Origin of the sequence: Mycolicibacterium setense, from assembly GCF_000805385.1 — a bacterium.
Classification (GTDB): Bacteria; Actinomycetota; Actinomycetes; order Mycobacteriales; family Mycobacteriaceae; genus Mycobacterium; species Mycobacterium setense.
In genome coordinates this window covers 166,026-185,278 of record NZ_JTJW01000010.1, presented here as the reverse complement: position 1 = coordinate 185,278, position 19,253 = coordinate 166,026, and the positions used below count along the sequence as shown (strand labels likewise).

General features: G+C 67.2%; 18 protein-coding genes. 11 read left to right on the top strand and 7 right to left on the bottom strand.

Annotation, left to right across the window (positions count from 1 at the left end; all coding sequences use genetic code 11):
• The first annotated feature begins 116 nt into the window (after positions 1-116).
• Positions 117-1,571, top strand: coding sequence for an MFS transporter (locus QQ25_RS26140; protein WP_039382003.1), 1,455 nt, complete (start codon positions 117-119; stop codon positions 1,569-1,571).
• A complete protein-coding gene (locus tag QQ25_RS26135; protein WP_039382001.1) occupies positions 1,561-1,989 on the top strand; it encodes a MarR family winged helix-turn-helix transcriptional regulator in 429 nt (142 codons plus the stop codon). Before QQ25_RS26140 ends, QQ25_RS26135 begins: the two co-directional genes overlap by 11 nt.
• 16 nt (positions 1,990-2,005) lie before the next feature.
• Here the strand turns inward: QQ25_RS26135 and QQ25_RS26130 are convergent, their stop codons facing one another.
• Positions 2,006-2,416 (bottom strand): hypothetical protein, encoded by a 411-nt coding sequence (locus QQ25_RS26130; RefSeq protein ID WP_039382000.1) that lies wholly within the window; start codon positions 2,414-2,416, stop codon positions 2,006-2,008.
• A 65-nt stretch (positions 2,417-2,481) separates the two neighbouring features.
• On the opposite strand from QQ25_RS26130, the gene QQ25_RS26125 reads away from it, so the two are divergent.
• Positions 2,482-3,258 (top strand): TetR/AcrR family transcriptional regulator C-terminal domain-containing protein, encoded by a 777-nt coding sequence (locus QQ25_RS26125; RefSeq protein WP_052236151.1) that lies wholly within the window; start codon positions 2,482-2,484, stop codon positions 3,256-3,258.
• A 6-nt stretch (positions 3,259-3,264) separates the two neighbouring features.
• Here the strand turns inward: QQ25_RS26125 and QQ25_RS26120 are convergent, their stop codons facing one another.
• Positions 3,265-4,821, bottom strand: coding sequence for a phytoene desaturase family protein (locus tag QQ25_RS26120; protein WP_039324873.1), 1,557 nt, complete (start codon positions 4,819-4,821; stop codon positions 3,265-3,267).
• A gap of 15 nt (positions 4,822-4,836) precedes the next feature.
• The gene (locus QQ25_RS26115; RefSeq protein ID WP_039324871.1) at positions 4,837-5,085 is read right to left on the bottom strand and encodes a DUF2630 family protein; all 249 of its coding nucleotides are present in this window, start codon (positions 5,083-5,085) and stop codon (positions 4,837-4,839) included.
• 31 nt (positions 5,086-5,116) lie between these two features.
• Between QQ25_RS26115 and QQ25_RS26110 the strand changes: the two genes are divergently transcribed.
• The 4 genes from QQ25_RS26110 (at position 5,117) to arfC (ending at position 7,394) form a co-directional block, all read left to right on the top strand.
• Positions 5,117-5,479 carry an FKBP-type peptidyl-prolyl cis-trans isomerase gene (locus QQ25_RS26110; protein WP_039324869.1) on the top strand — a complete coding sequence of 121 codons (363 nt, stop codon included), beginning with the start codon at positions 5,117-5,119 and terminating at the stop codon, positions 5,477-5,479.
• A gap of 117 nt (positions 5,480-5,596) precedes the next feature.
• A complete protein-coding gene (arfA, locus tag QQ25_RS26105) occupies positions 5,597-6,634 on the top strand; it encodes a channel-forming protein ArfA/OmpATb (protein WP_082017693.1) in 1,038 nt (345 codons plus the stop codon).
• Between the two features lie 11 nt (positions 6,635-6,645).
• Positions 6,646-6,801: a channel accessory protein ArfB gene (gene arfB / locus QQ25_RS31145; protein ID WP_029110268.1), complete on the top strand. Its 156-nt coding sequence runs from the start codon at positions 6,646-6,648 to the stop codon at positions 6,799-6,801.
• Positions 6,798-7,394 carry a channel accessory protein ArfC, sunset domain variant gene (arfC, locus tag QQ25_RS29875; protein ID WP_052236083.1) on the top strand — a complete coding sequence of 199 codons (597 nt, stop codon included), beginning with the start codon at positions 6,798-6,800 and terminating at the stop codon, positions 7,392-7,394. Before arfB ends, arfC begins: the two co-directional genes overlap by 4 nt.
• Positions 7,395-7,466: 72 nt before the next feature.
• Here arfC and QQ25_RS26090 read toward each other — a convergent pair whose 3' ends face one another.
• Both QQ25_RS26090 and prrA read right to left on the bottom strand, forming a co-directional pair.
• On the bottom strand, positions 7,467-8,807 hold the full coding sequence (locus QQ25_RS26090; protein WP_039324865.1) for a sensor histidine kinase: 1,341 nt from the start codon (positions 8,805-8,807) through the stop codon (positions 7,467-7,469).
• A 36-nt stretch (positions 8,808-8,843) separates the two neighbouring features.
• Positions 8,844-9,554, bottom strand: a complete 711-nt coding sequence (prrA, locus tag QQ25_RS26085; RefSeq protein ID WP_029110266.1) for a two-component system response regulator PrrA — start codon at positions 9,552-9,554, stop codon at positions 8,844-8,846.
• A 92-nt stretch (positions 9,555-9,646) separates the two neighbouring features.
• On the opposite strand from prrA, the gene QQ25_RS26080 reads away from it, so the two are divergent.
• The 3 genes from QQ25_RS26080 to QQ25_RS26070 are packed head-to-tail and all read left to right on the top strand — an operon-like array spanning position 9,647 to position 15,321.
• The gene (locus tag QQ25_RS26080) at positions 9,647-11,539 is read left to right on the top strand and encodes an ABC transporter ATP-binding protein (protein ID WP_039382655.1); all 1,893 of its coding nucleotides are present in this window, start codon (positions 9,647-9,649) and stop codon (positions 11,537-11,539) included.
• A 36-nt stretch (positions 11,540-11,575) separates the two neighbouring features.
• Positions 11,576-13,474: an ABC transporter ATP-binding protein gene (locus tag QQ25_RS26075; RefSeq protein WP_409370978.1), complete on the top strand. Its 1,899-nt coding sequence runs from the start codon at positions 11,576-11,578 to the stop codon at positions 13,472-13,474.
• Positions 13,471-15,321 carry an ABC transporter ATP-binding protein gene (locus QQ25_RS26070; protein WP_039381995.1) on the top strand — a complete coding sequence of 617 codons (1,851 nt, stop codon included), beginning with the start codon at positions 13,471-13,473 and terminating at the stop codon, positions 15,319-15,321. Before QQ25_RS26075 ends, QQ25_RS26070 begins: the two co-directional genes overlap by 4 nt.
• A 114-nt stretch (positions 15,322-15,435) precedes the next feature.
• Here QQ25_RS26070 and QQ25_RS26065 read toward each other — a convergent pair whose 3' ends face one another.
• Entirely contained in the window at positions 15,436-16,545 is a 1,110-nt protein-coding gene (locus tag QQ25_RS26065) for an epoxide hydrolase family protein (RefSeq protein WP_039382653.1), read from the bottom strand.
• A gap of 110 nt (positions 16,546-16,655) precedes the next feature.
• A complete protein-coding gene (locus QQ25_RS26060) occupies positions 16,656-17,495 on the bottom strand; it encodes a helix-turn-helix domain-containing protein (RefSeq protein ID WP_039324857.1) in 840 nt (279 codons plus the stop codon).
• 59 nt (positions 17,496-17,554) lie between these two features.
• On the opposite strand from QQ25_RS26060, the gene QQ25_RS26055 reads away from it, so the two are divergent.
• Positions 17,555-19,252, top strand: coding sequence for an AMP-binding protein (locus QQ25_RS26055; RefSeq protein WP_039381993.1), 1,698 nt, complete (start codon positions 17,555-17,557; stop codon positions 19,250-19,252).
• Position 19,253 lies beyond the last annotated feature (1 nt).

Here is a 19,253-nt window from a genome sequence, read left to right as displayed (position 1 = left end):
TGACGATTGTCTCCCAACGCCATTCATCGTCGCCGGCGTGAGGTTCCCATGGCGGGTCTCGTGCGGTGGGAAGTTTCGACTTGCCCGAACAACAGTTGTAGTTTCACAATAGTTGTGTGAATACAACCATCGGCACGCTCAGCCCGCGGCGCAAGGCGATCGTCCTCGTGTCGTGCTGCCTGAGCCTGCTGATCGTGTCGATGGACGCCACCATCGTCAACGTCGCGTTGCCGAGCATCCGCGACGATCTGGGCGCGTCGCCGTCACAGCTGCAGTGGATCGTCGACGTCTACACCCTGGTGCTGGCCTCGCTGCTGTTGTTGGCCGGTGCCACCGGGGACCGGTTCGGCCGCAGGCGGACCTTCCAACTGGGCCTGACGATTTTCGCCGTGGCCTCGCTGCTGTGCAGCCTGGCGCCCAACATCGAAACCCTCATCGCCGCCCGCTTGCTGCAGGCCATCGGTGGTTCGATGCTCAACCCGGTGGCCATGTCGATCATCACGCAGGTGTTCACCGGCCGGGTCGAGCGCGCCCGCGCGATCGGCGTCTGGGGCGGGGTGGTCGGCATCTCGATGGCCCTGGGCCCGATCGTGGGCGGGGCGCTCATCGAGTATGTCGACTGGCGCGCGGTGTTCTGGATCAACCTGCCGATCTGCGCGCTGGCCGTCGTGCTCACCGCGATCTTCGTGCCCGAATCCAAGTCGGCGACCATGCGGGACCTCGACCCCGTTGGCCAGGCCCTCGGGGTGGCGTTCCTGTTCGGCGTCGCGTTCGTGCTCATCGAGGGCCCTGGTTACGGCTGGGCCGACGCGCGCACGCTCGCTGTCGCCGCCGTCGCTCTGGTGGCCCTGGTGGCGTTTCTGCGCTACGAATCGCGCCGGAAGGACCCGTTCATCGATCTGAGGTTCTTCCGCAGCGTGCCGTTCGCGTCGGCCACCTTGATCGCGGTCTGTGCTTTCGCCGCCTACGGGGCATTCCTGTTCATGATGTCGCTGTACCTGCAGACCGAACGGGGCTACTCGGCGATGCACACCGGCCTGATCTACCTGCCTGTTGCCGCAGGCGCGTTGATCTTCTCGCCGTTGTCGGGCCGGCTGGTCGGCCGCTACGGCAGCCGGCCCTCGCTGCTGGTGTCGGGAGCGACGATCACCGTAGCCACCATCCTGTTGACCCGGCTGACCGCCGACACCCCGGTGTGGCAGCTGCTGATCATGTTCGCGGTCTTCGGCATCGGCTTCTCGATGGTCAACGCACCGATCACCACCACGGCCGTCAGCGGTATGCCGCTCGACCGGGCCGGTGCCGCGTCGGCGGTGGCCTCCACCAGTCGTCAGGTCGGCGTCAGTGTCGGTGTGGCACTGTGTGGTTCGGTAGCCGGTGCCGCGCTGGCCGGGACAGGCGCCGACTTCGCCGTGGCCGCCCGGCCGCTGTGGTTCGTCTGTGCCGCACTGGGTTTGGTCATCTTCGCGCTGGGCGTCATATCCACCACGCCGTGGGCTTTACGCTCCGCGCAGAAGCTGGCGCCGCTGATCGGTGAGCATCATGTGCCGGAGGTGAGCCATGTCCGGTGAGCGGCGATCCGAGTTGGCCGATGAGGTGTGGCGCGCCCTGACCGCATTGGTGTTCGACCATCGGGACGGCTGGCGGCGGGCGGTGATCGAGCGGTCCGGACTGCCGTTCAGTCGTATCCGCATCCTGAAACGGCTTGCGCGCGAACCACTGACGGTCAAACAACTGGCCTACGCGGCGACGGTCGATGCCCCTGCGGCCACGGTCGCGGTCAACGACCTCGAGGAGCGGGGGCTGGTGGTGCGTGCGGTCGACCCGGCCAACCGGCGCTGCAAGGTGGTCTCGCTCACCGACGCCGGGCGCGCGCTGCTGGCGCGCATCGATCGGGTCGAGGACCCGGCGCCGGAAGCGCTCGCAGCGCTCGACGCCGGGGACCTCGAAGCCTTGCGGGCGATCCTGTGCAAGATCACCACGCCTTAGTCGTGTCCGCCCGGGATCAGCTCTCTCCCCACCCGCCCTGCACCATGGTCTGGAACTTCCAGTCGCCGTCGCACTTGACCAGTAGATCGCCGTAGCGCACCCGCTGGCTGGAGCCGTCGGCGGTGAACGTCGCGTCGGTGATGACGAACACCAGGTTCTCGTTGATGAAATGCGGGGTGCGGGTGGACTCCATCGCGAAATCGGTGTTCTGGCCCAACTGCTGGGCCATCTGCGCGATGAACCCGGCGCGGTCGACTGCCTCCGCGCGGCCGTCGGTCACCTCGTTGAGCGGGAACATCGCCTCGTCCGCCATGGCTTCGACGTTCGTTTCCTTGACCAGTGCGTCGTATCGGGCGAACCATGCGTTCACCGAGTCGACATCGGCTGTGGTGGGGGTGAACTCGCCGGCCTGGGGCGTGGTGGCCATGTTTCTCCTCGGGGGAAGTAGTCTGTACGTCGTACACTATACATAGTACGGAGAGGAGCGCCGTGGTGAAGGAACGCGCAGGTGCGGACCGCAGCAGTGCCGGAGATCCGGTGCGCACGCTCGAACTGCTGTGGCGGGAGCCTGGTCAGGGCGGCAGCGGGCGGGGACCGAAACAACGCACGACGGTAGACGCGGTGGTCGCCGCCGCGATCCGGATCGCCGACGCCGACAGCCTCGACGCGCTCACCATGCGGGCGGTCGCCGCGGAACTTGGCCTGACTCCGATGGCCACCTACACCTACGTACCGGGCAAGGCCGAACTCCTGGACCTGATGGTCGATACCGTCTACCGCCAGATGCCGCGCCGCGCCTTCAGCGGAAAGTCATGGCGGGAAAAGGTTTCCGCGATCGCCGAAGAAAACCTGGCGATGTTCGACAGTCACCCCTGGCTGGCCTACCTGCCCACCACCCGTCCGCCGCTCGGGCCGGGCATGATCGCCAAGTACGACCATGAGTTGAGTGCCTTCGACGCTCTCGGTCTGAGCGATCTAGAGATGGATGGCGCCCTGACGTATGTGCTCGGCTTCGTCAATTCGGTTGCCCGGATCGCCATCGATACGCGCCGGGCCGCGGCGGGCAGCGGCCAGAGTGACGGGCAATGGTGGGAACGGGCCGGCCCGCTGCTGGAGCGGGTGCTCGACGAGGATGTGTATCCGTTGGCCTCGCGCGTCGGGACAGCGGCCGGCCAGGCGTTCGAAGCGGCCTACAGCGCTACGCATGCCTATGAGTTCGGGTTGGCGCGTGTGCTGGACGGCCTCGCCGAACTGATCGAAGGCCGCTGAACCCCGTCAGCTTTCGAGCACGGCCATCGCGGCATTGTGCCCGCCGATACCCGAAACCGCCCCGCCGCGGACCGAGCCAGAGCCGCACAACAGGATCCGGTCGTGGGCGGTGGCCACCCCCCACCGTTGCGCCGGGGTGTCCAGCGGTGTGTCGTCCTCGGCGAACGGCCACCGCAGCGCGCCGTGGAAAATGTTGCCCGCGGTCATACCGAGGGACTGTTCCAGGTCGGCGGTGGTCTTGGCCTCGATGCACAGCCGGCCGGCGGCGTCCTCCATCAGGACCTCCTGAATCGGCTCGGCCAGAACCGAATTGAGCGAGTTCAACACGGCCGAGGTCAGCCGGTCGCGGGTCCGGTCGGGATCACCGGCAGCCAGTGAGTGCGGGGTGTGCAGACCGAATACGGTCAGCGTGTGTGCCCCTGAGGCGTGCAGGTCCTCGGACAGGATGCTCGGATCGGTCAAGGAGTGGCAATAGATCTCGCAGGGGAGCGGATCGGGAACCCGTCCGTCTGACGCATCGCGGTAGGCTGCGGCCAGTTGGCCGAACCCCTCGTTGATGTGGAACGTACCGCCGAAAGCCTGTTCGGGCGTGACGCGTTGGTCGCGCAGCCGGGGCAACCGGCGCAACATCAGGTTGACCTTCACCTGCGCGCCGGGCGCGGTCTCGGGGACCGGATCGCCGAGAAGGCCGGCGAGAGCCGCGGGGGTGACGTTGACGAGCACCCGGTCGGCGTTCACCCGTCGTGCCGACCCGCCCTGCCGATAGCGAACCTCGCCGTCCGGGTTGACCGCGTAAACATCTGCCCCGGTGATGATTTCGGCGCCGAATCCGGTGGCGGCGGCAGCCAGGGCCCCGCTCACCGCGCCCATCCCGCCGACCGGGACGTCCCAGTCGCCGGTGCCGCCGCCGATCAGGTGGTAGAGAAAGCACACGTTCTGGATCAGTGTCGGATCGTCGATGTCGGCGAAGGTCCCGATCAGGGCATCGGTGGCCATCACACCGCGCACCAGATCATGTGACACCGCGGCGCTGATCGCCTGGCCGACGGGCCGTTCGATCAGTGCTTCCCAGGCCTCGGCCGTCTCGGCATCCTGCCCGCCGAGCACGTCGCGGCGCAGCTGGGCCCGGCCGCGCAGCGGCTGCAGCAGCGTCGGCCAGATCCGGGAAGTGATCAGTCCGCAGCGGCGGTAGAAATCGGCGAATCCGGCCGCGTCGGCGCCGGCGCCGATCGCATCGAAGGTCGGATGCGGGCCGATCAGCAGTCCGGCGGCGCCGCCGGTGGCCGGATCCGGCGTGTACGACGAAATTCTGCGACGGGACAGCCGGATTCGGGCCCCGAGGTCGGTGATGATCCGTTGGGGAAGCAGGCTGACCAGGTACGAGTACCGCGACAACCGGGCGTCCACGCCTTCGAAGGCGTGTGCCGAAACCGCTGCGCCGCCTACGTGGTCGAGGCGTTCGAGCACCTGGACCCGGCGCCCCGCGCGAGCCAGGTAGGCGGCAGCCACCAAGCCGTTGTGCCCACCGCCGATGATGACGGCGTCCAACGCCTTATCTGTCACCTCACGCCGGTCCGCTCAGCCCCGATAACCTTCGACCTCGTCGGGAGGGCGCTTCTGGGCCAGGCCCGGGTCCTGTCCGGTGTCACGCAGCGCGCGGCGCTGGCGCAACAGGTCCCAACACTGGTCGAGCGCGACTTCCACTGATCTCAGTCGTTGCTGCTCTTCGGACTCATCGATCTCCCGGTGCTGCAGTTTGTCCCGCAGCTCCTGCTCTTCGGCGACGAGCCGGTGAACTTCGGCGAGGATGTCTTGATCTTTGGCCACGCGACCAGTCTGCCGGACTAGCGTTGATCGGGTGAGTACAAAACCTGACATCGAGTTCCCGGGCGGACCCGCCCCAACTGAATTGGTCATCACCGATCTGGTGGTCGGCGACGGCGCCGAAGCAGTGCCAGGGGGCACTGTGGAGGTGCATTACGTGGGTGTCGAATACGACTCCGGCGAGGAGTTCGACAGCTCGTGGAACCGCGGAGAATCCATCGAATTTCCATTGCGGGGCCTAATTCAGGGCTGGCAGGACGGAATTCCCGGGATGCGGGTCGGCGGTCGCCGCCAGCTCGTCATACCACCGGAGCAGGCGTATGGACCGGCCGGTTCGGGACATCGGCTTTCGGGCAAGACGTTGATCTTCGTGATCGATCTGCTCGCCACGCGTTGATGTTGCCGTGGGTTCGGTAAGTATTGGCCGAACCTAACCGTCAAATTCCATTTGCTGCTACCGTCAACCTGTTTCGCTGCTGTAGATAACTGTTCGTCGACTTTCAGGAGTACCCAAATGTCGGGTTCGGACGAATCTCGGACAATCACAGGCTGGCAAACAGCCTCCAAACTATATCGACGACCACCCGGTTTGGGTTGGTTGTTGGCGCTGGCGGCGGTTCCATTGTTGCTGGGGCTGATCGGTTGGGGTGGGTTGGACCACTCGCGGAAGAACGGTGATGTCACTCTTCCCGATATCAATCCCACGGCGACGATGACGGCTCCGGATGTTAATGCCCCGGACGTCAACGCGCCCAACGTCAATTTGCCGAATCTTTCGTTCGCGCCGTTGTCGATTGCCCGTAACGGCAACGATTTCACCCTCACCGGTGACCTGCCCGATGCGGCGGCGAAGGCCTCGCTGCTGGACTGGCTGCGCGGAAAGTTCGGTGCGGATGTCAATTTGATCGACAACCTGAATCTGCGGCCGGGGGTGAGTACTCCCGATGTCTCGGCGCTGGGCAAGGTTTTCGATGCCGCGGCCGACGGTATTCCGGATTTCAATTTCAGCATCGAGGGTGACACGCTGACGTTGACCGGCACCGCGCCTTCGGCGGAGGTACGTGCCGCGGTCGAGGCGGCCGCGAAGGCGGCGTGGCCCAACATCAAGCTGGTCAACAACATTCAGGTCGCGGCTACACCGGCTCCTTCGGCGCCTGCGGCTCCCGGAGCCCCCGGAGGGACACCCGGGCCGTGCGCTGCGCTGCAGGGCGACGTGAGTGCACTGCTGCGTACCCCGATCAATTTCAGCACCGACGGATTCGTGCTGGCCCCGGCGTCGCAGCAGCTGCTGTCGCAGGTGGCCGACAAGCTGAAGTCCTGCGCCGGTGCGCAGGTGGACGTGACCGGTTACACCGACAGCTCGGGCAATGACGCGATCAACGTTCCGCTGAGCGGCAACCGTGCCAAAGCCGTTGCCGATTACCTGGTTTCACAAGGCCTGCCGGCGGACCACGTGAGGTCGTCGGGCGCGGGTTCGGCGAATCCGATCGCCAGCAATGACACCCCAGAAGGCAAGGCGCAGAACCGCCGTGTCGAGATCACGGTCAATTAGGGAGATTCGACATGGACTTCGTAATCCAATGGTTGTGGTATCTGCTCGCATTCGTGGTGGGGTCACTGGTGGCCTGGCTGATTTCGGTGGTGACGGTCAAGCCCACCAGTGAGGAAGAGGCGTTCGCCGAACTGCCCGGCTCTCGTGAGATTGGAGCACGACGATGAGCGATGTGAACTGGTGGTTGATGGCCCTGGCCTTTGTGCTCGGGCTGGTGCTGACGCTCGCGTTGACGCTGCGTCGGGTCAAGCGGGAGGTGCCGGTGTACGGCGCCCTCGGCCGTCGCCCCGAGGGCGCGGGTGGTGGCGGCACCGCGGCCAAGGCCGCCGGCGGAACCGCTGCCGCATCAACGGCTGTCGCCGATGATGCGACGACCAAGCTGCCCAGGGCCGGTGCGGGAGACGAGCCCACCACGCAGCTGCCCAAGGTCAGCGGCACCGGTGCCGCGGCTGCCGGCGCAGCGGGGGCGGCCGGGGCGGCCAAGTTCGCCTCCGGTGGCGGCGCTCATGAGGCACCCGACGATGACGTCAAGGTCGTCGAGGAGTCGCCGTACGGTGCCGGCTCGGTGCGGGTGTCGGGTGCGGGCACGCCGACGGGTTATCTGATCAAGGGCAACGAGGATTCGATGCTCTATCACTCGCCGGAGAGCCCGTCCTACTCGGTGACGGTCGCCGAGATCTGGTTCGCGGACGTCGAATCCGCGGAGAAGGCCGGGTTCAACCGCTGGGACAGCGGTAAGTCCCAGCGCGAGAAGAAGTAACGGCACGACGCAGATCGCCCGCCTCCGCAACGGGGCGGGCGATTTTGCTTGTCGCAGGAAACCAGCGGGAACCTAGTGCGGGCCGGGAAGGCGTAGCAGCAGCCGTGCCCCGCCGAGTGGGCTTGATTCGAGAGCCGCTGTGCCCCCGTGCAATTCGGCCTGCTGGGCGACCAGGGCCAGTCCCAGGCCGGAGCCGGACCGTGACGCCGTCGACCCGCGGGAGAAGCGGTCGAACACCATTTGACGTTCTTCCTCGGGCACGCCCACCCCGTCGTCGTCGACGGCGATCTCGACGCCTTCGCGTGAGCTGACCGCCGACAGTTGGACCCGGGTGGCGCCGCCGTGTTTGACGGCGTTGGCGATCGCGTTGTCCACGGCCAGCCGCAGCCCGGTCGGCAGGCCGATGATGATGACGGTCGGTGAGGGCGCCAGCGACACTTCGAGATCGGGATAGACGCGCATGGCGTCGTGCGCGGCGCGGTCGAGCAGTTCGGTGATGTCGACGGTGACGTGGTCGTCGGTGGTGGTCAGCTCACCCTGGGCGAGGCGCTCCAGCGCGCCGAGGGTGGCCTCGATCCGCGATTGGGTGCGGATGACGTCGCCGACCACTTCCTTGCGCTGGTCGTCGGGCATGTCCAGGGTGGAAAGGACTTCGAGGTTGGTCCGCATCGCGGTGAGCGGGGTGCGCAGTTCGTGGGCGGACACCGAGGCGAAGTCGCGGGCCGAGGCCAGCGCGGCCTTGGTGCGGTCCTGTTCTTTCCAGATGCGTTGCAGCATGCCGTTGACGGCGTCGGCGATCTCGACGGCCTCGCTCGCGCCGCGCACCTCGACGTCGGGCGCCTCGTCGCCTGCCTCGATCTGCCGGGTCTGCTCGGCCAGCCGTTTGAGCGGACGCACCGCGAATGCGGCGAGTACCCAGCCCAATACGGTCGCTGCACCGACGGCGAAAACGCAGATGATGATCACGCGGCGGTGCAGATTGTTGGTGTCGGCGATGGTGGCGTCGTAGGTCGCGCCGACCGCCACCCACATCGGGCCGGGCGCGGGGATCTGCACGGTGCGGACCCGCCAGCGCACGCCGTCGATATAGGTGTCGGCGTAGCCGTCGGGCAGCTCGGGCAGGATCACGTTGGAGTTCGAGGAGATGTCGCCGGCCTGTCGCACGGTGATCACCGCGTCCTGATCGCTGGGGGAGCGGGGGATCTCGCCGAGGCCGCGCGGCAGGAACGGGATGGCGAATCCGGCGGCCTCGTCGAGACGGCGGTCCAGGCGTTCCTTGCGGTCGTTGGTGATGCCGACCCAGACGATGGTGCCGACGATGACGACGACGATCGCCGCGCCGATGGCGGTGGCGAACGCGACCCGGGTCCGCAGCGACGGTGTGCGGCGGAAGATCCGGGTCAGCAGGCTCATGGCCGTTGACTCCTGGCGGTGGCGCTCGTCATGTCGCTACTGGGTCCTGAGGACGAATCCGACGCCCCGGACGGTGTGCAGCAGCCGCGGCGCGCCGCCGGCCTCGAGTTTGCGGCGCAGGTAGCCGATGAACACGTCCACCACGTTGGTATCGGCGGCGAAGTCGTAGCCCCAGACCAGTTCCAGCAACTGTGCCCGGGACAGCACCGCGGTCTTGTGTTCGGCCAGCACGGCCAGCAGGTCGAACTCGCGTTTGGTCAGGTCCACATCGACACCGTTGACGCGGGCGCGGCGGCCCGGGATGTCGACCTCCAGCGGGCCCACCTGGATGGTCTCGGACGAGAAGGTGGCCGAGGCGCCGCGCCGGCGCAGCAGGGCCTTGACCCTGGCCACCAGCTCCTGCAGCACGAACGGTTTGACCAGGTAGTCGTCGGCGCCGGCTTCCAGCCCGGCCACGCGGTCGTCGACGCTGCTGCGCGCAGACAGCACGCAGACGGGCACGTCGTTGTCCATCGCGCGCAGGGCCGTCACCACGCTCACACCGTCGAGCACGGGCATGTTGATGTCGAGCACGATCGCGTCGGGGCGGGTCTCGGTGGCGCTGCGCAGCGCCTCGGCCCCGTCCACGGCCGTCGATACGGTGAACCCGGACAGCCGCAGCCCACGTTCCAGGGAGGCGAGCACGTCGGGGTCGTCGTCTACGACGAGGACCCGGGGCGAGGCAATGCCACCGGTTGCGCTATCCATAACCGCCATCTTGCCCGATGAACCACAGCTGATCGCGCAGGCGCCCGGGAATCTTTGACCTCAATAATTGTTCAGGTTTTACGGTGATGCTCATGAGTATGGAAACGGTGGCGCGGCAGTCGCTGTACCGGCAGGCACATGCCCGCGACGGTGACCTGCGCGCACTGGCCGATCGGCGGCTGTTGTCCCGGATCTGGCGGTTCGCCGCGCGCCACCACCGGATGCTGGGCGGGTTCGTGGCGATCAGCGTGGTCAGTGCCGTTTTGACGGTGACGACGCCGGTGCTGGCCGGCCGTGTGGTCGACGCGATCACGCAGGGCGGGCCGGCGTCGACGGTGGTCCTGCTGGCCTGCACCATCGCCGCGATCGCCGTCGCTGAAGCCGCGGTGGCCCTGTTGACCAGGTGGTTGTCATCCAACATCGGTGAAGGGCTGATCCTGGATCTGCGCACCGCCGTGTTCGACCATGTGCAGCGCATGCCGGTGGCGTTCTTCACCCGCACCCGGACCGGCGCGCTGGTGAGCCGGCTGGGCAATGACGTCATCGGGGCACAGCGCGCCTTCTCCGACACGCTCTCGGGCATCGTCGCCAACCTTGTCACTCTGACATTGACGCTGGTGGTGATGCTCAGCATCTCCTGGCAGATCACCCTGCTGTCGTTGGCCCTGCTGCCGCTGTTCGTGCTGCCGGCCCGCCGCATCGGCGCCCGGATGGCCGGGCTGTCCCGCGAGGCGGCCACCCACAACGCCACGATGAACACCCAGATGACCGAACGGTTCTCCGCACCGGGGGCCACGCTGGTCAAGCTGTTCGGCGACCCGGCGCGTGAGTCCGACGAGTTCGCGGTGCGCGCTGACCGGGTGCGTGACATCGGGGTGCGCACGGCGATGCTGCAGGCGGCGTTCATGCACTCGCTGACGCTGATGTCGGCGCTGGCCCTGGCCCTGGTCTACGGGCTGGGCGGCGTGCTGGCGATCGGCGGGCAGCTGCAGGCCGGTGCCGTCGTGTCGCTGGCGCTGTTGCTGACCCGGCTGTATGCGCCGCTGACCGCACTGGCCAACGCGCGGGTCGAGATCGCGAGCGCGCTGGTCTCCTTCGAGCGGGTTTTCGAGGTGCTGGACCTGGTGCCGCTCATCGCCGAGAAGCCCGGCGCGGTGGCTGTGCCCGGCCAGGATGACCGGGATCCGGTGTCCGTTGAATTCGACGACGTCCGGTTCGCCTACCCGTCGGCGGACAAGGTGTCGCTGGCCTCGCTGGAAGAGGTGGCGACGCTGGATGAGCGTGGTGGTGACGAGGTGCTGCACGGTATTTCGTTCACCGCCCGGCCCGGGCAGATGGTGGCATTGGTCGGATCGTCGGGGGCAGGCAAGTCGACCATCGCGTCGCTGCTGGCCCGGCTCTACGACGTCGACTCCGGGGCGATCAGGCTCAACGGGACCGACGTGCGGGACGTGACGTTCGCGTCGCTCAAGGACACCGTGGGCATGGTGACCCAGGACGGGCATCTGTTCCACGAGTCGATCCGCGCGAACCTGCAGTTGGCCGCCCCGGGTGTGGGCGACGACCAACTCTGGGAGGCCCTGCGCCGCGCCCGGCTCGACGATGTGGTCGCGGCCATGCCCGACGGCTTGGACACGGTTGTCGGTGAGCGCGGATACCGTCTGTCGGGAGGACAGCGGCAGCGGTTGACCATCGCGCGCCTGCTGTTGGGACGATCACGGGTGGTGGTGCTCGATGAGGCGACGGCGTCGCTGGATTCGGCCTCGGAGGCCGCCGTTCAGCAGGCTCTGGCCGAGGCATTGGGCGGGCGCACCTCGATCGTCATCGCGCACCGGTTGTCCACGGTCCGCGCGGCCGATCTCATTCTCGTCGTCGAGGACGGGCGCATCGTCGAGCGCGGCACGCATCGCGAGTTGCTGGCCCGCGGCGGCCGGTACGCCGAGCTGTACGACACGCAATTCGCCGAGGAGGCACCGGCTGCGTGAGGTTAATCGTTTGCCCGTGATGGGAAGATGGACTCAGTGAGCCAACCCGCGATCGCCCCGCCCTCGAAGCGGCTCCGGACCAGTTCAGATCTGTGGCGGCTGTTGCCTTATCTGCTGCCGTACCGGGCCCGCTGGATCGTGATGGTCGTGGTCGCGGTGGTCAGCCTGGCTGCGACGGTGGCGATTCCGCTGATGACCAAGGCCGTGATCGACGGTCCGGTGCGCCACCAGGATCCGCACGGGCTGTGGGTCCTGGGCTCGGCCGCGGTCGCGGTCGGCATCTCCGAGGCGGTGCTGTGGTTCATCCGGCGCTGGCTGGTGGCCCGCGCGACCATGGGCGTCGAGGCGGACATCCGCAAGGATCTCTACGCGCGCCTGCAGATATTGCCGATGAGCTTCCACAGCCGCTGGCAGTCCGGGCAGCTGTTGTCGCGGGTGATGAACGACCTGTCCACGATCCGCCGGTTCCTGTCCTTCGGGTTGGTGTTCCTGATCCTCAACGGCCTGCAGATCGTCGTGGTGACGTCGATCCTGCTGGCCATGTACTGGCCGCTCGGTGTGGTGGTGCTGGTGTCGATCGTGCCGATCACGCTGACCGTCCTGCATTTCGAGCGCGAGTACACCCGGCTGTCGCGGTTGGCGCAAGACCAGACGGGGCACGTCGCGACTCATGTCGAGGAGGCGGCGCTCGGGCTGCGGGTGGTCAAGGCATTCGGCCGTGAGGACTATGTGATCGACCGGTTCGACGAGCAGGCCACGCAGCTGTATGACACCCAGGTCGCCAGAGTGGGTGTGTCGGCGAAGTTCTGGACGCTGCTGGAGGTGATTCCCAACCTCACCTTGATCGTGGTGTTGGGGTTCGGTGCGTACGCGGCGGGCCACGGCCACGTCACGATGGGCACCCTGGTCGCCTTCATCACGATGATGCTGTCGCTGGTGTGGCCCATCGCTTCCCTGGGTTTCCTGCTGTCGATGACGCAGGAGTCGTTCACCGCGGCCAACCGCATCGCCGAGATCTTCGACGCTCCGATCGAGATCGCCGACGGCCCGGTGTCGCTGCCGCCCCGCGGCGGCCGGCTGGAATTGCGTGATGTGGGTTTCAAGTTCCCCGACGGGGAGGGCAAATGGGTACTGCGCCATGCCACCGCCGTCGTCGAGCCGGGGCAGACACTGGCGTTGGTGGGCGCGACCGGATCGGGCAAATCGGTGCTGGCGGCGTTGTTCTCGCGGCTCTATGACGTCACCGAAGGGCAGATCCTGATCGACGGCCGCGACATCCGGGAACTGAGCCTGCCGGCGCTGCGGCAGACCGTCGCCACCGCGTTCGAGGATCCGACGCTGTTCTCGATGTCGGTGGCCGAGAATCTGAGGCTGGGCCGTGCGGACGCCACGGACGAGCAGTTGGGCCAGGCCATCGAGATCGCGGCGGCGCAGTTCGTCTACGACCTGCCGTTCGGCCTGGACACCCGGATCGGCGAGCAGGGCATGAGCCTGTCCGGCGGTCAGCGCCAACGTCTTTCGCTGGCCCGCGCGATCCTGGCGGCGCCGAAGATCCTGGTGCTCGACGACACGTTGTCGGCGCTGGACGTACACACCGAGGCCGTGGTGACGGAAGCTCTGGGCCGCGTGCTGCGCGGGGTGACAGGCATCATCGTGGCGCATCGTGCGTCGACCGTGCTGTTGGCGGACAAGGTCGCCCTGCTCCAGGACGGCACCATCACCCACATCGGGACGCACGCCGAATTGCTCGCGCAGGTGCCGCAATACCGTTATCTGCTGGCCGCCGACGACGAACTCGACGACGCCTGCGAGCGCAGTTGTGAATGGGAGGACGACGAGGAGTTGGGCCGGCTGGAACGTGGCCAAGCCGAACGTGCGGCCATCGATGAAGTCGGCGAGCCACCACATCTCAGCGCGGAGGTGCAGCGCCGATGACCGTCACTGACTGGCGCGGACAGGTCACCGAGGACCGCGACGGTGCCACCGGCACCACCGGCGACGCCAACACCCTCCCGATCGACGAAAGCGTGCCCCGGCGCCGTGAGGCGCGGGCACTGCTCGTGTCACTGCTGCGTCCGTACCGGTGGACTGTCGCGGCGCTGGCGTTGGTGGTCGTCGTGGAAAACGCTGCCCGGCTGTCGGTTCCGATCCTGGTGCAGCGCGGTATCGACCGGGGTATCCCGCCGATTCTCGAGGGCGGCCCGGCCCGTGAGCTGATGCTCATCGTCGGGACGTTGTGCGCGGTGGTGATCGTGCAGGCCATCAGCCGCATGTTCTTCCTGCGCCGCTCCGGTCGGGTCGGCCAGCGCGTGCTGTTGGAGTTGCGCCGTCGGGTGTTCCGGCATTTCGGCAGACTCGATGTGGCCTTCCACGACCGGTATACGTCGGGCCGGGTGGTCAGCCGGTCCACCAACGACGTCGAGGCCATCCAGGACATGCTGGAAACGGGTTTCGACAGCCTGATCACCGCGGTGCTGACGCTGTTCGGCACAGCGGTCCTGCTGGTGGCACTCGATTGGCGGCTGGGCCTGATGTGCCTGGTGGCGTTTCCGATCCTGGTCGCCCTGGTGTGGTGGTTCCGCAACGAGTCGGGCAAGACGTACCGGCTGGTGCGCGAGAGCGCGGCGCTGGTGATCGTGCAGTTCGTCGAGACCATGACGGGCATCAAGGCCGTGCAGGCGTACCGGCGCGAGCCGCGCAACCAGGAGATCTTCGACGATGTCGCCGACGAGTACCGGGCGATCAACGAGAAGACCTTCAAGCTGCTGGCCATCTTCATGCCCGGCGTCAAGCTGGTCGGCAACCTCACCACGGGTGTGGTGCTGCTCTACGGCGGTTCTCGCGTGCTTCACGGCGAGATGACCATCGGCACGCTGGCCGCCTTCCTGCTCTACCTGCGGATGTTCTTCGAACCGATGCAGGAGATCTCGCAGTTCTTCAACACGTTCCAGTCGGCGTCCTCGGCGCTGGAGAAGCTGGCCGGGGTGCTGGCGCAGCAGCCGCGTATCGCGGATCCGGCGGCACCGGTCGCACTACCGGACCCCAAGGGCGCCGTCACGTTTCATGACGTGCGGTTCGAGTACTCGCCGGGCCGTCCGGTCCTGCCCGGGCTTGAGCTCTCGGTGCCGGCCGGCCAGACCGTGGCGCTGGTCGGCACCACCGGTGCGGGCAAGACCACCATCGCCAAGCTGATCTCCCGCTTCTATGACCCCACAGCCGGATCGGTGACCCTCGACGGTGTGGACCTGCGGGCGCTGACGCAGTCCGAATTGCGCCGGCACGTCGTGATGGTCACGCAGGAGAACTTCATGTTCTCCGGGACGGTCGCCGACAACATCCGGTTCGGGCGGCCCGAGGCCACCGACGCGGAGGTTCGGGAGGCGGCCGAGGCAGTTGGTGCGGACCGCTTCATCGGCATGTTGCCCGACGGGTATGACACCGATGTCGCCAAGCGCGGCGGCCGGCTCTCGGCGGGGCAGCGACAGCTGGTGGCATTCGCCCGGGCATTCCTGGCCGATCCGGCGGTGCTGATCCTGGATGAGGCGACGTCCTCACTGGACATCCCGAGCGAACGAATGGTGCAGCGCGCGTTGGAAACCGTGTTGGCCGACCGCACCGCACTGGTGATCGCGCACCGGCTGTCCACGGTGCAGATCGCAGACCGGGTGCTGGTGCTCGAGCACGGCCGCATCATCGAGGACGGCGCACCCGCCGATCTGATCGGCCGGACCGACGGGGCTTACGCGGCGTTGCACCGGGCCTGGGTGGACTCGCTGGCCTGAGGTGCTGCGGGCACGCCTACTCCGCTTTCTACCCTCCGGCTGCTGCCGCGCCGAATCCACAGCGCAAGTGCAGAAACCGACGCGCGATCACAGCTTTTCGATGTCGGGCCGGTTTCACCGCACCGTGTCGAAGAAAGTCTTCACGTCCTCGACGAACAACTCCGGCTGCTCGAACGCCGCGAAGTGGCCGCCCCGGGGCATCGTCGTGTAGTGGGTGACGTTGTAACCGGTTTCGCACCAGCTTCGCGGCGCGCGCAGGATCTCCAGCGGGAACGACGCGATCCCAGTGGGCAGGCTGACGTATTCCCCGCCACCGCCCCAGGTGTCGTGGCTCTCCCAGTACAGCCGGGCTGACGACGCCGCCGACGCGGTGAGCCAGTACAGCATCACGTTGTCGAGCAGTTCATCGCGATGCACCACGTTTTCGGGGTTCCCGTCGCAGTCCATCCATGACCAGAACTTCTCCACGATCCACGCCAGCTGACCGACGGGGGAGTCCACCAGCCCGTACCCGACGGTCTGTGGTCGGGTGGACTGCTGCTTCATGTAGCCCGAATCCCATTTGCGGTAGTAGTCGATGCGGGCCAGGGCCTTCTGTAGGTCCTCGGTCATCTCCCCGATGCCCTCGGCCGGCGGCTGGGCGATCGGCATGTTCACGTGAATGGCCACGCACGAGCCTACGTTTCGGCCGATCTGCGTCGTCACCGCGGCACCCCAGTCGCCGCCCTGGGCACCGTACCGGTCGTAGCCCAGCCGGGTCATCAACGTGTCCCAGGCCTGCGCGATTTTCCCGATACCCCAGCCCGGGGTGCTCGGTTTGCCGGAGAATCCGTAGCCCGGCAGCGAGGGGCACACCACGTCGAACCCGGCCTCGGTCAGCGGCTCGATCACCTTGTGGAATTCGACGATGGATCCGGGCCAGCCGTGGGTGATCAGGAGCGGAAACGCGTCCTCACGCCCGGACCGCTGGTGGATGAAATGGATGTCGAGCCCGTCGATCTCGGTGGTGAAGTGGTCGAACCGGTTCAGCGCGGCCTCGCGGGCCCGCCAGTCGTAGGTGTTGGCCCAGTAGTCGGCGAGGTCGCGGGTGTAGTCCAGTGGGATGCCCTGGGTCCAGTCGTCGACGCATTCGGCCTCGGGCCACCGGGTCCGGGCGAGGCGCTGCTTGAGGTCGTCGAGGTCGGCGTCGGGAATTGCGATGCGGAACGGCTGGATCGAGGTCATGTGGGCCATCCTCCCAGTCCGAGGTGGTGTGCGGTGCCGAGCATTACGCTGAAGATTACTGCCACCCAGTGGCCGCTATCTTCAGCGCAAGTGTCTCTGACGCCCCACGGTCAAGGAATGTGGCGCAGCCGCCGGGCCTTGGACACCGCCTCGTGCCGGTTGCGGGCACCGAGTTTTGCTGCCGCGCTGCGCAGATAACTCTTCACCGTTTCCGGTTTGAGTGAAAGCCGCTGGGCAGCTTCGGCATTGGTGCATCCCAGAGCCACCTGCGCCAGCACGTCGAGCTCGCGGGTGGTCAGCGGGGCGCTGGCCGGCGGGTCGCCCCGGAGTGCCACGGCCAGCCGGTCGGCCAGCTCCCGCAACGGCCCGGCCAGGTCCGGGGTGTCGGCCGCCAGCCGGCGCAGGTCGGCGTGCACCTCACGGATCTGCTCGGTATCGGCCGGCTGATCGGCGAAGTTGGTCAGTGCGGCCTCACGCATCCGCAGCCGGCGGTCCACCTCGTCGCGTACCCGCAGCTCCTCGCTCAACCGCTGCGCCGAGGCCACCATCGCGGCCGCGGTCCGCCCGCCGATCGGGGCGCTGGTGCGGTGCGCCCCGTACAGCACGGCCCGGGCTGTGCCGTCGACGATCACGGGCACGGCCAGGATCGAGCGGATGCCCTCGGACAGCACCGGCTCGTCATAGTCGTGGGTGATGGTCGACGCACGCCGGTAATCGGGCACGGAGATCGGGCGACGGGACACCACGCTGGCCCCGCCGAGCCCCGCCCGGGGCAGCACCGCGAGCCCGCGCATGGCGCCGGTGCGGGTGCCGAAGAACTCGCTCAACAGCAGCGTGCCCTCATGAACCTGCCCGCCGAAGGCCAACGGAAGCCCGGTATCGCCGGCCATCCTGCGCAGCTCGGCACGGACCGCGTCGGCGTCGCGCGGGCGCAGCAACCAGGGGCGCATCGTCGGCACCCACTTTCGGGGGTAGCGGGCGGGCAAGTGTGACGTAGAGCATAGCTGTCATGGATTCCGTCGCGAGCAACACAGACCGGTACCGCACGGCCCGTGACCAGCTGGTCGCGACCATCGCCGACTATGAGAAGGCCGTCGAGGAGTTCGCCTGGCCGTCGATCACAGGTGCTTTCAACTGGGCTGTCGACTGGTTCGATGTGATCGCCAGGGGCAACAGCCGCACAGCGTTGTGGATCGTCGAGGAGGACGGTTCCGAGCAGAAGGTCACTTTTGCCGAGATGGCGCAGCGGTCGGATGGCGTCGCGGCCTGGTTGCAGGAGCTGGGCGTGACCAAGGGTGACCGGGTCCTGCTGATGCTCGGCAACCAGGTTGAGTTGTGGGAGTCCATGTTGGCCATCGCCAAGCTGGGCGCCGTCATCATGCCGACCACCGGGGCGCTGGGCCCGGCGGACCTGTCGGATCGCATCGCTCGCGGTGGCGTACGGTTCGTCATCGCCAACTCCGCCGATGCGGTCAAGTTCGCCGAGGTGCCGGGCGACTATGTGCGTATCGCGGTCGGCGACGCGCCCGCCGGCTGGCACAGCTACGCCGACGCCGACGCGGTGCCGGCGCGGCGATTCGACCCGGGCACCACGGTCGATGACCCGATGCTCATCTATTTCACCTCCGGCACCACGAGCAGGCCCAAACTGGTGGAGCATTCCCAGGTCAGCTATTCGGTCGGGCATCTGACCACGATGGCCTGGATCGGCGTCACGCCCGGTGACGTGCACCTGGCGATCAGCTCACCCGGTTGGGCCAAGCATGCCTGGAGCTGTTTCTTTGCGCCGTGGATCGCCGAGGCGACCATCTTCGTCTACAACTACGCGCGATTCGACGCCGCGGCGTTGATGGGCCAGTTGCGGCGGGCGAAGGTCAACACGTTCTGTGCCCCACCGACGGTGTGGCGCATGCTGATCCAGGCCGACCTCGGTGAGCGGCCCGAGGGGCTGCGGGAGATCCTGGGCGCAGGTGAACCGCTGAACCCCGATGTGATCGCCCAGGTCGAGAAGGCGTGGGGCCTGACGATCCGCGACGGATTCGGCCAGACCGAGACCTCGCTGCTGGTCGGCAACACTCCGGGCCAGCCGGTGAAACCCGGTTCGATGGGCCGTCCCATGCCGGGCGTCCCGGTGGTGCTGGTGGATCCGATCACCGGAAAGCCGACCGACGAGGGGGAGATCTGCCTGGACCTCGCGGCGCACCCGCACAATCTGATGACCGGCTATCTCGGTGACCCGCAACGCAATGAGGCCGTGATGGCCGGCGGTTACTACCACACCGGCGACGTCGCGAGCCGTGATGAGGACGGCTACATCACCTACATCGGCCGCACCGACGACGTGTTCAAGTCCAGTGACTACAAGGTGTCGCCGTTCGAGTTGGAAAGCGTGCTGATCGAGCATCCAGCGGTGGTCGAGGCCGCGGTGGTGCCGCAGCCCGATGACACCCGGCTGTCCGTGCCCAAGGCGTATGTGGCGCTGGCCGAAGGCTGGGAAGCCAACGCGGACACAGCGAAAGACGTCATGACCTATGCCCGTGACCATCTCGCGCCCTATCTCAAGGTGCGCCGGGTCGAGTTCTTCGATCTGCCCAAGACCATCTCGGGCAAGATCCGCCGCGTCGAGTTGCGCAAGCGTGAGGACGCGGCTCATGCAGCGGGCGAACCGATTTCCACCGAATACCGATACGAGGATCTTGTGGAATGAA

What these genes read in the sequence shown, in the direction of transcription:
- arfB (WP_029110268.1), top strand. Translation starts at nt 6,646, where the DNA reads ATGGACTTCGTAATCCAATGGTTGTGGTATCTGCTCGCATTCGTGGTG.
- QQ25_RS26090 (WP_039324865.1), bottom strand. Translation starts at nt 8,807, where the DNA reads ATGAGCCTGCTGACCCGGATCTTCCGCCGCACACCGTCGCTGCGGACC.
- QQ25_RS26055 (WP_039381993.1), top strand. Translation starts at nt 17,555, where the DNA reads ATGGATTCCGTCGCGAGCAACACAGACCGGTACCGCACGGCCCGTGAC.
- QQ25_RS26130 (WP_039382000.1), bottom strand. Translation starts at nt 2,416, where the DNA reads ATGGCCACCACGCCCCAGGCCGGCGAGTTCACCCCCACCACAGCCGAT.
- QQ25_RS26060 (WP_039324857.1), bottom strand. Translation starts at nt 17,495, where the DNA reads ATGCGCCCCTGGTTGCTGCGCCCGCGCGACGCCGACGCGGTCCGTGCC.
- QQ25_RS26080 (WP_039382655.1), top strand. Translation starts at nt 9,647, where the DNA reads ATGAGTATGGAAACGGTGGCGCGGCAGTCGCTGTACCGGCAGGCACAT.
- arfC (WP_052236083.1), top strand. Translation starts at nt 6,798, where the DNA reads ATGAGCGATGTGAACTGGTGGTTGATGGCCCTGGCCTTTGTGCTCGGG.
- arfA (WP_082017693.1), top strand. Translation starts at nt 5,597, where the DNA reads ATGTCGGGTTCGGACGAATCTCGGACAATCACAGGCTGGCAAACAGCC.
- QQ25_RS26070 (WP_039381995.1), top strand. Translation starts at nt 13,471, where the DNA reads ATGACCGTCACTGACTGGCGCGGACAGGTCACCGAGGACCGCGACGGT.
- QQ25_RS26065 (WP_039382653.1), bottom strand. Translation starts at nt 16,545, where the DNA reads ATGACCTCGATCCAGCCGTTCCGCATCGCAATTCCCGACGCCGACCTC.
- prrA (WP_029110266.1), bottom strand. Translation starts at nt 9,554, where the DNA reads ATGGATAGCGCAACCGGTGGCATTGCCTCGCCCCGGGTCCTCGTCGTA.
- QQ25_RS26135 (WP_039382001.1), top strand. Translation starts at nt 1,561, where the DNA reads ATGTCCGGTGAGCGGCGATCCGAGTTGGCCGATGAGGTGTGGCGCGCC.